Source organism: Candidatus Williamhamiltonella defendens (assembly GCF_900699045.1).
GTDB classification, from domain to species: Bacteria; Pseudomonadota; Gammaproteobacteria; order Enterobacterales; family Enterobacteriaceae; genus Hamiltonella; species Hamiltonella defensa_A.
This window is the reverse complement of the sequence record NZ_CAADHL010000001.1, coordinates 612,620-626,912: the sequence shown is the minus strand read 5'-3', so window position 1 is coordinate 626,912 and position 14,293 is coordinate 612,620. Positions and strand designations below refer to the sequence as shown.

Sequence of the window (14,293 nt, the reverse complement as noted above, 5' to 3'; positions counted from 1 at the left end):
GATGATAGAAGAGAATCAACAACGAATGTCGGATTTAACTCCGCCGAGTGAAATACTGTTGCGCCATACTCGTGAATTTTCTGAGCGATCTGTGATTTTCGCAGGTGATCTACAAGATCTTCTTCCCGCTCAGTTCAACGCCAAACAAATCAGGGTGCATACTCAAGAATATCATCAGTGGCGATTATTGAGCCCTGTATTGAAAAATAATATTCAATTTGGTGTATTACCGTCTGCAGATCTTGTCTATAAGACAGATACGGTCATTTTTTATTGGCCTAAAAATAAAACCCAAGCGCAATTTCAATTAGAACATTTATGTTCCTTACTCCCCAGCCAAACCAATATATTTATTGTCGGTGAGAATCGAAGTGGTATAGGCAGTGCTAAAGACCTTTTGGCTGAAAATATCATTTTGCATAAAATAGATACCGCGCGTCATTGCAGACTATATTATGGTTATTTAAAACAAAAATCAGTTTTCAATATGGAAAGTCAATGGCGCCAATATCAGGTGCAAGATGTACAAATAAAAACGCTCCCGGGCGTATTTAGTGCCAATCAATTAGATGAAGGCAGTCAATTATTGCTATCTTCGTTTGATATTCCCTTGAGCGGTAAGGTGCTAGATCTGGCCTGTGGTGCTGGTGTATTAGGCATAATTTTGGCTCGTCAATCTCCTCACATTAAACTGACACTCAGCGATGTGAATGCAGCTGCTCTTGAATCGAGCAGGGCCAATTTGGCCTGGAATCATATCAAGGCAAGGGTGGTTCCCAGCGATCTATATTCAAATCTTCCAGAACGATTTAATCTCATTTTATCTAATCTTCCTTTTCATAAAGGCCTACAAACAGACCTTAAAATGATAGCAAAATGTATTGAGGAAACCCCTAGACATCTTTATAAAAACGGAAAATTCAGGCTCGTCGCCAATGCTTTTTTACCTTATCCGCAATTATTGAATCGTACTTTTGGTCATTATGAAGTATTGACTCAAAGCGCTCGCTTTAAAATATATCAAGCCACGCTTTAATTCTTTGCTGTGCTCAACTTAAAAAATAAAAATGTCTATAATCAAAGTGATTTAGTCATTAAATATTAATTTATTTATTTTTATTAAAGGAAGAAGATACTATATCTATATTTAATCATATTCTCCAGAATTGCCCTTATTTTCTCATCAAAAGAAGCTATTTTAGAAAATAAGCAGATTACTTTGGAAGAGGTGATTTTAAAAAATCAACTTAAAGTTTTGAGTGAAATTATTTATAACAAGGGTTTCAGAGGTAAAAAATTATATAATTAGAAAAAGTATTTTTAGAAGAAGGACAGATTGTCATCTGTTATAGAAAAGGTCTATTTGAAAAAAGTACCAAAAGACATACTTTCTAAATATCTATAATGAATTTTTAATCAGTGTTGATAACACGAATTACAGCTATTATGAAAACACCGATGACCAGCCCGTGGTAAAAGAAATTTTTTCTACTTATTACATACCTCCCAACCGTAACAAAGTCACTTATCATGAATTTAAAGAGGGAGAACAGCCTATACCTTCAAAGAAAAAAATTTCTGTAATTAATCATTAAGCGCAAGATAACCGCTTTACTTTACGTTCGGCGTTTAATTACATATTTCCATTTCTGCCATCCAAAAAAATGAAGAAAAAAGCGGCGATATGATGATGAACTCATAGGCTTTGAAACCTAAAAAGAATGATTCATATATTGACATATTTAACATTCAGTAGGAAACATTTATGAACAGCAAGGTCATTTTTCCACCTAAAAATAAAGCCCAAAAGATTTGTTTTGATGGCAAGTTAATCGTTCCAGATCATCCTGTTATTCCCTTTATTGAAGGAGATGGAATTGGCGTTGATATCACGCCAGCTATGATCAACGTGGTCAATGCAGCGGTTGAACTGGCTTATAAAAACCAAAAAAAAATCACTTGGATGGAAATTTATGCCGGTGAAAAATCGACTCAAATTTATGGAAAAGACGTTTGGTTACCCGATGAAACCCTGGATTTGATTCGTCAATATCATGTTGCAATTAAAGGACCACTGACAACGCCAATAGGAGGTGGCATGAGTTCTTTAAACGTCGCATTACGGCAACAGCTCGATCTTTATGTCTGTTTACGTCCAGTTCGTTATTACAGGGGCACACCTAGCCCACTTAAGCAACCTAAATTAACGGACATGGTGATTTTTCGTGAAAACACGGAAGATATTTATGCAGGGATTGAATGGAAGGCCGGTTCAGCAGAGGCAAAAAAACTGATTGAATTTTTGCAAAAACAAATGGGCATCCAAAAAATTCGATTCACCAAAAATTGCGGCATTGGCATTAAGCCTTGTTCAAAGCAGGGGAGTGAACGACTGATCAGAGCAGCTATTCAATATTCCATTGACAACGATCGTAAATCCGTCACTCTAGTGCATAAAGGCAATATCATGAAATTTACGGAAGGGGCATTTAAAGAGTGGGGCTATGAATTGGCACGTGAGGAATTTAACGGAAAATTATTTAATGGCGGCCCTTGGCTGGAAATCAAGAACCCTAAAAATGGAAAAAGCCTTATTGTTAAAGATGTCATTGCCGATGCCTTTTTGCAGCAAATATTACTACGCCCCAAAGAATATGATGTGATCGCCTGTATGAATCTCAATGGCGATTATATTTCTGATGCGTTAGCAGCACAGGTAGGCGGAATTGGGATTGCGCCTGGGGCGAATCTCAACGAACAATGTGCATTATTTGAAGCTACACATGGCACGGCGCCGAAATATGCTGGTCAAGATAAAGTCAACCCGGGCTCACTAATTTTATCAGCTGAGATGATGTTGAGGCATATGGGATGGATGCAAGCCGCAGATTTAATAATAAAATCAATGGAAAGAACTCTTTCTGCTAAAACCGTGACATACGATTTCCATCGTTTGATGGAAGGTGGCATATTAAATAAGTGCAGTGAATTTGCTCAAAACATGATTAAAAATATGTAAGAGTATGCCCCTCTGAACTCATGGTATTTAGGGTAGTTTAAATTTATATATAACTGCTAATTTTTATCTTGATCGGGGGTCAATATAAGGGGTCGTTTTGAGCGTCCGTACCCTAATTTTCATGATTTGTGCTGCTAGGTTAGGATTGCGCTATAAATGATGTCCGAGGGTCTACATCGAAAAAAACGGTTTATATGTGTAAAAGACCGAATTTTTTACTATTTCTTATATTGCTTTAAAGCAAGATTACCACTAAGAACCCTTTAAAAACCAGGGGTCTGTTTTCATTGTGTTTTCAATTAGAAGAACCTCATAGAGGTTTACAGGTCTATGAAAAACGATCGCTCACTTCAACTGAACTGTAAATTGACGCAAGTATTGTACTGTTGCAAGCCAAGCAGATACCCAACCCATCATGGTCGTACTCAAAAGCAATAACAGACCTTCATTCCAATTTAAACCACGCAAAACAAAAATCGGGTCGAAAGATTGGGCGGATTGAGTGACCCACACATCTAATTTCCAAATCAACGCGTGAGATAAAATAAAAGCAAGCAGTGCGCCACTAAAGCCGAGTAAAACGCCTATCTTTAAAAAAGGTTGTAAAATAAAACTCTTCGTGGCGCCAATCAGTTTCATGACATTCATCGCTTCTCTTTGACTAAAAACACTGGAGCGGATGCTATGACCTATGATTAAAAAAACAGAGGTCAACATTAATAAACCGATGACTAAAGCTGTTTTTTTGATTAATCCTGTCAGGGCTACTAAACGAATAAACCAGCTATCGTCCATACGAACTTCAGAGACACCCATCACTTTATTGATTTTGATTTTTAACTTATTTAATGCGTCTGTAGTTTGAAACTGTGCCTGAGGCGTGATGATTGCCACTGCAGGCAAGGGGTTTTCCTCCAACATTTTCAAAGCATCTGAAAAACCAGATGCCTCTCGAAATTCAGCTAAAGTCTCTTCTCGAGATAAATACTGTACTTTATCTACCCCATGTTCCTGCTTTAAAATAGCGACCAGGTCTTTTGAGGCTGCTTCATCCAAGGTTTTATCTAAAAAAGCGGTTAACTGCGGTTTGAGATGCCATAAGGTTGCTGCATGATAAACATTTTTATAAAAAATATAACAAAGGCTGGGTAAAGTAAGAGAGAAGGCGATGACCATTATTGTCAAAAAAGTTGATAGTGGATGACGCCGCAGACATAATAAAGTCTGTCGCCATGAATATCTCCATTGCTCAAAACAGTCAACTTTGAAAGTTTTAAATATTATTTTTTTCTTTTTCATCACTTGTCGATACTGACATTCGCCCTTGGTTTAAGGTTAACAGTAAATGTTGCGAATGATTAACCAGCTTTATATTATGGGTTGCGATCAACACAGTCACACCTACACGATTAAATTCTTCAAACAGTTGCATAATAGTTTGAGATAAGCTGTGGTCCAGATTACCTGTAGGTTCATCTGCGAGCAAAACCATGGGTTTATTTACAATAGCACGAGCGATACCGACACGCTGTTGTTCTCCTGCTGAGAGCTGAATAGGAAATTTTTTTGCTTTATCAAGCAAATGCACTTTGTCTAGGGCTGCAGAAACACGACGACGTATATTTTCAGTCGACTTACCTGTAATGATCAATGGCATCGACACATTGTCATAGACGGTACGATCAAATAATAAATGATGCTCTTGAAAAATCATCCCAATCTGTCGTCTTAAAAATGGCAATTGAGCATTTTGTAAACGAGTAATATCGTGGCCTGCAAATAAAATATGACCTGCATTCGTGTGTTCGAGGCCACAAATTAGTTTCAGTACAGTACTTTTCCCGGCACCAGAATGTCCCATTAAAAAGGCTATTTGTCCTTTTGTAAGATGAAAGCTTACATTTTGTAAAGCTTGTCTTCCCCCTAAATACACTTTACTGACCTCAATAAAATGAATCATACTGATTCATCCTCTTTAACAAAAAGCGCTTCAATAAAATCGCCTGCATTAAAAGGCCTTAGATCTGCTATTTTTTCTCCAACACCAATATAGCGAATCGGAATACCAAATTGGTCAGTAATCGCAAAAATAATGCCGCCTTTAGCACTACCGTCAAGTTTAGTCAATACAAGTCCAGTCAACGGGACCGTTTCATGAAATAGTTTTATTTGATTAATGGCATTTTGCCCCGTACTAGCATCGAGTACGAGCATGACTTCATGAGGAAAGTCCTCTCCCCATTTTTTCATCACTCGCACAATTTTTTTAAGCTCTTCCATTAAATGCGTTTTATTTTGCAAACGCCCTGCAGTGTCAGCCAAGACAACATCAATGCCACGCGCTTTAGCCGATTGAATCGCATCAAAAATAACTGAAGCGGAATCTGCGCCATCATGTTGTGCGACGACCGGAATTTGGTTGCGTTCGCCCCATATTTTTAGCTGCTCCGTTGCTGCTGCTCTGAAGGTATCACCGGACGCTAATAAAACAGACAGACCTTGTTGACGTAATTGGTGGGCTAATTTTCCAATCGTGGTTGTTTTTCCTACGCCATTGACCCCGACCATTAAAATCACATAAGGGCTTTTATTGCCTACTTTTAATGGCTGATCAACCTTTGAAAGAATGGATAACATTTCTTCTTTCAATTTTACATACAGCTCACTCGCCTCTTTCAACTGCTTTTTATTTGAATGTGCTGTTAACGAATCAATAATTTTTTGAGTCGTTTCCACGCCCACATCTGCGATTAATAATTGCTCTTCTAGTTCTTCAAATAGATCATCATCTATTTGTTTGCCTTTAAACAATTCAATAAAACCTGTTCCCAAATATTGTTTGGTTTTTTTTAAACTATGTTTTAATCGAGTAACAAATCCTGCTTTTTCGGGTGACTTTTGAGTATCAACATTATTTTTTTGAGAAGATGAGAGGGGTTTTTCAATAAAAGGCGCATCGGCAGTCTTTTCATCGCAAAGATCGATGGAATCACTTTGGTGTGTTTGATCGATAAGGTCATTTTCTTTTTTATTTTGGCGACCACGGCTAAGCCAGGAAAAAACACGAGATTTTTTTTCTTTTGCCATTTGTTAGTATACTCCTGTGATGACATTTTTATTTAATTAAATCTACTATGGCATGAAAGATCAAGTCTATCATTTTCTTTTCTTAAGCATGACAAGGTTTTCTTTATTTTTTATGGCAAAACCATCACAATCTCAACGTCAAGGGCAGATTCGAATTATCGGCGGTCAATGGCGAGGAAGAAAATTGGCTATCTATGACAGTATTGGATTAAGGCCCACCAGCTCTCGTATGAGAGAAACTTTATTTAATTGGCTGGCACCTATGATCCAAAATGCCCGTTGTCTTGATTGTTTTTCTGGAAGTGGGGCCCTGGGGCTTGAAGCACTGTCTCGCTATGCAGCAGAAGCCGTGCTATTAGAGTACAATCACCGTGTTGCAAAACAATTACTTTTACATTTAGCCGTATTAAAAGCAAAAAATGCACAAGTGATAGAGACCAATACATTGAACTGGTTGAATCGCCCCTGCGAGAAGCCCTTCGATCTGATCTTTCTTGATCCTCCATTTCATCAAGGGCTTCTGTCATATACTATCCCGTTATTAGAGCAACAAAGCTGGTTGTCTGATGAAGCGTGGATTTATATCGAATCTGAATCGAGTTATAACTTGGAGAGGATTCCTTCGCATTGGAGATTACAAAAAGAAAAAATAATGGGACAAGTGGTTTATCGATTATTTATTCGTGAGTTGTTTTGTCATCAAAGGCGTTTTTAAAAAAAGCTTTTGCAAATAATTTGCAACCGCATTATCCATATTAGATCCGATGACTTCCATTTTAGGTAATAAATGTTTCAAACGTGGATACGAGTTACTCATCATGCATCCTTTTTTTACCATCGATAACATTTCTAAATCATTCATGCCATCACCAAAAGCGATGCATTCTTCAAGAGAATATCCGAGGATTTTAGCCACCTGTTTTAATGCATGACCTTTGGATACACCCCCACCCATCACTTCTAAACAATGAGGCACTGAAAAACTGACATTAACACGATCACCCCAACGCAGATTCATTGCTTTTTCGAGTAACAGCAATTTTTGATGATCATAACAAACAAAATACACCTTACAGACACCCTCTGTCTTTAGCGTATCCGGTGAAAAAAGCTGATAATGGAATAAGGATTCACGAAAAAAATCAGCCTGTTCAGGGCTTTCACGACTGACGTGCCAACCATCATTTCGGTAAACGTTCGTGATAATGTCAGGATTTGTGTATTCTATCTCATAAAGATCACGAGCAATATCATCATCAAGATTACCTGTATAAATCAATTCATCTCCAGGATCATGAACCCGTGCTCCATTAGAGGTAATCATAAAGGCTTTTATCCCTAAATTATCCCTAATCTGTGAAACATCGATATGATGACGCCCCGTTGAAAAAACGAAGTGAATATCACGTTCAGCTAAGGATTTGAGTACTTTTTTGGTATAAGTCGATAAAGTATGGTTAGGTAGCAACAGGGTGCCATCTAAATCAGAAGCAACAATATGATACATATCTATATTTTACCTTTAATTAAATTCGTTTAAAAAAAGATGGGAGGACAACGAAGCTTAATACTGTGAAAAATGGAATGTCAGATTGAAAGCTTAGGATCGTAATCGATGTTATTCAAATAAAACTTCATGTTTCGCGTATTAGAAATATTTACGTCATTACGCTCTTCTAACCACTATACACCGCCAGCTTATCATGACACATTTCTTTGTACGACTAGAAAAGTTACTGAGTAGTCTGCTATTTTAAATAGAATGGCCTAGCAAAATTATTATGTGAAATTGGTCGCATCGAGAAACGTTGTTTATGCTCGAATGCTTTTAGAGATCGGCCTACGCCACCGAGTGCAGTCCGCTTTAAATAAGGATAAAAACCGCAATGCAGTTGCTAGAGCCGTTTTGGCAAAGTCTGACTCTCAAGAAAAAACAGAGATACAAAACCTGGAACACCTGCATCGATATAAAAGTGATGGTTATCGGTATAGATCATTATCCGGGACCGAACCAATAGGCAAATTTGAATAATAACCGGAGATTTAAAGATTCAACCTTAAATAAGCAAACCATTTTATTTCAATAAATTTAATTTTGTTAATAGTATCATTTAATCGTCTTTTAAAAGCGGATTTTAACTAAATTTAAAATTATTTCTAAAATTTAACTTTCTATTTAACTTAATAAAATATAAAATAGGACATGCAGAATTAATATGCATATATTAACTAGTATATTTGGCAAGAGAATCAATTATAATATTTTGGAGACAGATAAAAATAAAATAAATTAGTTTAAAAAACCGAATAGATAGTTAAAAAATTGATACTAAATTAAACAAATTAAAAACTTATGACGCAAAACACACAAAACTTTCTAAGCAAAAAAAGATTTAGAAAAATTAAAATATCTCTTAATGAGACGATGAAAAATTCAACAGGTGAGGAGCATAATAGTTCGATTAACACTCAAGATTTAAATGAGAATATTTAAATCCCCCTAATTATGTAGAGAGGTAACAAAAATTGACAATATTAAAAATATTTGAATATTGTCAATTTTTTTAATTCTGATGTAATCAAAACAAATAGAAGTTTTAATGAATTTTAAAATTCAAAATGACCAATCAGCATAATCCAGTAAATTTTTTTAAAAATCCAAAACTTAGTAAATTTAATAAAAACGATTCTGTGAGGGCTACAGTAAATAATGCATGCTTTGTTAAAAATGGACTCATCAAAAATGAGTAAAAATTAAACTTGGAAGAAGGAAAAACTATTCTTAATGATGCATTAACTAACCAAGTGACTAGAAATAAACTTATCGATGCAGGATTAGTCAATATTTTTTGAAAAATATTTCTTTTTTTAAAAAGAAACACAGTAACTCTTTTTGGATAGAACAAAAATTTATTATTGAACTTAGAAAAGTATGTAAAGAAAATAGACTTAAATGCACGAAAAATAAAAACGGTATATAGGTCGTTCATGATGTTGAAGATTATCTAATATTGCATCGTATAGCATGTACTCTTTTTTATAACCCAAAAAGATCGGCGGTATTTGTTTAATTATTTACCAAAAAACGTTAAATACAATACTGAACTTATATAAAAGCATTGAGCAGACATTTTAAATAAAACTTGTTTTTGATCAACTCTCAGTACATAGTAATCAAATTAAAGGTCAGGTCATATTTTTAATAAACAGCTTATGATTATATGTAGTCAATCAATCAGCTTAATACTCGCTGTTAACAAATGATCGGCAATAACCTTATTAACTCCTCTTGCTTCAAGATATTTTTTGAATTTTTCTTAGTTAAGAACGCCTATTTTTCATCAATCCTCAGCAATTTATTGCCAAGCGTTCTATGAGAGAGATTTAAAACTTCAGCTACTTCTCTTTAACTTAAATTATGATAAAAATAAAAATGAGCTCAAGTTCGCGTTGACTAAATATCGTATTAGGTAGTCGGATAGTTGCGTTATTAATGTTTTAGTAATTTACCTTGGATATATTCCTATAATGAAAAAATTGGCGTTGTCTGACTTCTATCATTGTCCAGATAAGTTGGCATAATTGATTAAAGAAGGGAGAAATATCAAAAATATAGGGTTCAATTCTATGGTCTTTTCCACAATGCGCGCTTATCAGTAAAGAGACAGAAGTTTCTTTTTGTATGACCCCCTTTCTTTCTGAGAGATACCTTCAAAAATTCGCCCTATCCAGTTTGATTGTAGATAAGCCTTTCTCTTCAATAGGAACTCCTTTGGGTAAATTCAATAATTCCCGCATTGCGGGATTTATATAAAGATAATGAGAGGTTTTATTACGGATGTGGCAGGAGTGAGAATGATTCTTCAATAGATAAATCATCTGATTGAAAATGTCTTTTAGATTGAAACTCATACTAAACTCATCGGTTTTATCTTAAAAAGAGATCAAACGACTTTGAATTGTCAGTATCAACTCTTCTCAAAAATATAGATGCCTTTAAGACAAATAGACATTTTTATTTTTAACTCACCGTTATGCTCCTGTGTCTCTGGCACCGGATAAAAAGCAAAAGCACTAATCTCACGTATATCACCGTCAATACTCCTATCAGGGATTTTAATTCAAACTGAGATTTAGCCTCTGATATTTATGCTTTAACTACCTTATATGACACATCACGAACCGTCTATATTTCTTTTTGAGACAGGCCAAAAGCATATAACAACGAATACTAAAACTGGACAGGCGTTAATTCAGGAAAAATATCACGTAACTCAAGATAATTATGAGGATCAAAGATTTTCATGACGCTCCTCCATGAGGAGTCGAGATGTTTTCTATACATAAAAAGGAAAGGATATAGATATTATCTTGAAGTATAAAGCGTCTCAGCTATGCTTGCACAAGCTGATTAAAATTTTGGGGATAATCAAGTATAAATTGATAGATTTAAAGCGGAGTTTAATGGTAGCTATACTTTTAGCCTTTTTCGTTGATTTGAAAATTTCACCAAACAGCTACTAAACAAGGTGCTGAGACGTAGCAAGGTCAATAGACCGGAACGAAAAAACCGTGAACTTTTCCGGTTTATCCGCTACTCCACATCATAATGCAGACGTAACTGTGGTTTATAACTAACATAAAAATCGCATTAATCGGTAGTCCAATTGCGTATTTCGGCTACTAAACCTTAATTGCCCTGCATTAGTCAACTGACTAAATATAACTACTTATCTTTTTATTTCGGTTTTTTATTGAAGGTAACTAAGAAGAGACTCAGGTAAAGCGACTTATCTCCCAACGCTCATTTTCTTATCTGCAATAAAATTTTTATTTAGAATACTGTTGACCAAATGAATTTTACAGACACCCATTAGAGAAACACTCCGAATTAACAAAAAATTCTACTCCTTATCCCCACAAATTTTTTGGAACATAATTATTGAGTCTATTTTTGTGACAACATTCTATGCGTATGAACTCAAAAAATTCACATCTGTCTTTAGTGCACCTCTTTTTAAACTTTAACAAATACTATAAATTAAAAGCATACAGAGCGTACAAACAAAAAGATCGCAATTTTTAAAAATGACGATCATGAATATTTTAATTAATATACTGCTTATTAAAAATATCATCTCTTACATTACAAAAATAAGCAAATAGGTCATTTATGATTGTTGCTTTGGGCCAACGCTGGCTAAGCGATACAGAAACGGAACTGGGTTTAGGTACTATTATTGACATTGATCTACGTATGGTGACTATATCTTTTCCTGCAACGGGCGAGAAAAGGCGTTATGCGAAGCAGGGTTCACCTATTACACGGGTTTTATTTCATCCGGGTGATCTGATTCAACATCAAGAAGGTTGGTCACTGCAAATAAATAATGTGGTTGAAGAAAACAATTTGATCAGCTATATCGGCACAAGAACAGATAAAGAAAAAAATACAACGGTGATCCGTGAAAAATTTTTAAATAACAAACTGACTTTCCGTCATCCAAAAAATCGTCTTTTTTCAGGTACAATAGATAATTTTACATATTTTGCTTTGCGTTTTCGTGCACGCATACATCAGAGCAAACAGCTTCGGTTTTTGTCTCAGAGTTTACGAGGCGTTCGTGCCAATCTGATCCCCCATCAATTACATATTGCGCATGAAATAGGACAGCGCCACGCGCCACGCGTGCTTTTAGCCGATGAAGTCGGTCTGGGCAAAACAATAGAAGCGGGCATGATCCTGTATCAACAGCTGTTGTCAGGTCGAGTCGAACGAGTATTAATTGTCGTGCCTGAAAATCTGCAACACCAATGGCTGGTAGAAATGTTGCGCCGTTTCAATCTACATTTTTCTCTTTTTGACAAAAGCCGATATTCTGAATCCAAATATGACAGAATAAATCCATTTGAAACAGAGCAATGGGTAATTTGTTCATTAAATTTAATTCAATCAAATAAAATGCTACTCAAAGATCTTATCAATGCAGATTGGGACCTTTTGATTGTGGATGAAGCCCATCATTTGTCTTGGAGTGAAAAAAATATCAGCCCAGAATATCAGGCTATTGAACAGCTGACGGACCATGTACCGGGCATACTGTTTTTAACGGCGACCCCAGAACAACTTGGTGAGGAGAGTCATTTCGCTCGATTACGTTTACTAGATAAAAATCGTTTTTATGATTACGCCACATTTGTTAATGAGCAAAAAAATTATCGTCTGATTGCAGAGGTAGTGACGCTTATTCTGGAAAAAAAACCTCTAGTGCTAGAAAAAATACAGCAATTAAACGATTTTTTGACTCAAACTGTTCATCCAACAGATCTCGGGCCTTGGTTAAAACTTATCCATGAGCTTGGAGAAAATTTTCAAAAAAGCAAGAAAATAGACCGTCTTAAAGAGGAGGCTCGCACCCAAAAATTTATTGACTTTATGATAGATTGCCATGGAACAAGCCGTGTTTTATTTCGGAATACCCGAAATAGCATTAAGGGCTTTAAAAAAAGAAAATTGCATGACATTAAGCTGCCTTTTCCCTCTCAGTATCAAACCTGTATTAAAACACTGAATACTGCGACTTCTATTGAAGATAGTCTATATCTAGAAAGAACATATCAAAAGAGGACACATAAAGAAGATTGGTTCCACTTTGACCCGCGAGTAACATGGCTAATAGATTTTTTACTTGAATATCGCGATAAAAAAGTACTGGTCATATGTACTCATGCGCGTACAGCATTAGAGCTGGAGTATATATTAAGAACAGCCCAAGGGATTCGTTCGGCTGTTTTTCATGAAGGTTTATCATTGATTGAACGGGATCGCTCAGCGGCTTATTTTTCTTTAATTGAAAAAGGAGCCCAAGTTCTTCTGTGCTCAGAAATAGGATCAGAGGGCCGAAATTTTCAATTTTCACATAACCTAGTGCTCTTTGATCTGCCTCTTCATCCAGATTTATTGGAACAAAGAATAGGGCGCCTTGATAGAATTGGTCAAAAAAATGACATTAATATTTTTGTGCCTTATCTCGAAAACAGTGCCCAAAGCATTTTGCTGCGTTGGTATCACGAAGGGTTGCATGCCTTAGAAAAAAGCTGCTGCGTTGGACATAAACTCTATACTAGTTTTGAGCAAAGATTAAAAAAATATTTAAATACACCAGATGCATCAGAAGATTTCGATCAATTAATCGAGGAATGTCAAAAACAAGCAAAAGCCATCACATTAGAATTAGAGCAAGGGCGCGATCGTTTGCTTGAGTTGAATTCCAGTGGAGGAGAAAGCGGGAAAAAATACGCGCAAGCGATTCTAAAACAGAATAATGATGTTGATTTAATCGAATTTGCTATGAATTTGTTTGATATTATTGGTATTCATCAAGAGAATCAGAGCGAGCATATGATGCTATTGATCCCCTCTGATCATATGCTTTTCTCGGATTTTCCTGGTTTATCACCGGAGGGAAATTTAATCACGTTTGATCGCGAGACCGCTTTGGTAAGAGAAGATGCTCAGTTTCTCAGCTGGGAGCATCCCATCATTCGAAATGGAATCGATTTGATTTTATCTAGTGAGATGGGCAGTTGTTCTGTTGCTTTTTTAAAAAATAAAACCTTACCTGTAGGTACTCTACTGATAGAGTTGATTTATGTCATCGAGGTGCAAGCGAAAAAATCTTTGCAACTGACGCGTTTTTTACCTCCCACACCGATACGCATGTTACTAGATAAAAAAGGAAATAATTTATCGACTCAGGTAGCGTTCGAAAAAATAAATGCCATGCTCAATAAAGTTGATCGTCATACCGCTCATCAATGTATTAAAGCTGTGCAAAAAGAAGTACAGGATATATTAGAATTATCAAAATCCATCATCACGAAAGAGGCAAATGCCTTAATTGAGTCAGCAAAAAAAGAAGCTGATAATGAATTAAGTAGTGAATTAAACCGATTAAAAACATTAAAAACAATGAACCCTAATATTCGGGACGATGAAATAGCGTCTCTGAAAAAAAGCCGTGATCACACTCTCAACCATATTGGTCAAGCTGTCTTTCGACTTGATGCCATTCGTTTAATTGTAGTCGTACATGAATAAAGGTACAATCACATTGTCGTTAAAAAATATGGAAGGATTAAATAACACTGCTTTCTGGAAAGCAAATTTTACTTAGATGAAGTGGC

Annotated in this window: 8 protein-coding genes; 4 read left to right on the top strand and 4 right to left on the bottom strand. The window is 35.8% G+C overall.

What is annotated here, in order from left to right; translation table 11 throughout:
• Positions 1-25 precede the first annotated feature (25 nt).
• On the top strand, positions 26-1,036 hold the full coding sequence (rsmC, locus tag CICURV3402_RS02830; RefSeq protein WP_158379822.1) for a 16S rRNA (guanine(1207)-N(2))-methyltransferase RsmC: 1,011 nt from the start codon (positions 26-28) through the stop codon (positions 1,034-1,036).
• 729 nt (positions 1,037-1,765) lie between these two features.
• Entirely contained in the window at positions 1,766-3,019 is a 1,254-nt protein-coding gene (gene icd / locus CICURV3402_RS02825; RefSeq protein WP_158379739.1) for an NADP-dependent isocitrate dehydrogenase, read from the top strand.
• A gap of 345 nt (positions 3,020-3,364) precedes the next feature.
• Here icd and ftsX read toward each other — a convergent pair whose 3' ends face one another.
• From ftsX to ftsY, 3 genes are read right to left on the bottom strand one after another with little or no spacing between them, the layout of a single operon-like run.
• A complete protein-coding gene (gene ftsX / locus CICURV3402_RS02820; protein WP_187306904.1) occupies positions 3,365-4,318 on the bottom strand; it encodes a permease-like cell division protein FtsX in 954 nt (317 codons plus the stop codon).
• A complete protein-coding gene (ftsE, locus tag CICURV3402_RS02815) occupies positions 4,293-4,979 on the bottom strand; it encodes a cell division ATP-binding protein FtsE (protein WP_158379737.1) in 687 nt (228 codons plus the stop codon). Before ftsE ends, ftsX begins: the two co-directional genes overlap by 26 nt.
• Entirely contained in the window at positions 4,976-6,106 is a 1,131-nt protein-coding gene (gene ftsY / locus CICURV3402_RS02810; RefSeq protein ID WP_158379736.1) for a signal recognition particle-docking protein FtsY, read from the bottom strand. The genes ftsE and ftsY overlap by 4 nt, the downstream gene beginning before the upstream one ends.
• Positions 6,107-6,218: 112 nt before the next feature.
• Between ftsY and rsmD the strand changes: the two genes are divergently transcribed.
• On the top strand, positions 6,219-6,821 hold the full coding sequence (gene rsmD / locus CICURV3402_RS02805; RefSeq protein WP_158379821.1) for a 16S rRNA (guanine(966)-N(2))-methyltransferase: 603 nt from the start codon (positions 6,219-6,221) through the stop codon (positions 6,819-6,821).
• Here the strand turns inward: rsmD and yigL are convergent.
• On the bottom strand, positions 6,780-7,613 hold the full coding sequence (gene yigL, locus CICURV3402_RS02800; RefSeq protein ID WP_158379735.1) for a sugar/pyridoxal phosphate phosphatase YigL: 834 nt from the start codon (positions 7,611-7,613) through the stop codon (positions 6,780-6,782). The two genes, rsmD and yigL, sit on opposite strands and share 42 nt — an antisense overlap.
• Before the next feature lie 3,666 nt (positions 7,614-11,279).
• Here yigL and rapA point away from each other — a divergent pair.
• Positions 11,280-14,207, top strand: a complete 2,928-nt coding sequence (rapA, locus tag CICURV3402_RS02795) for an RNA polymerase-associated protein RapA (protein ID WP_158379734.1) — start codon at positions 11,280-11,282, stop codon at positions 14,205-14,207.
• The last annotated feature ends 86 nt before the right edge of the window (positions 14,208-14,293 follow it).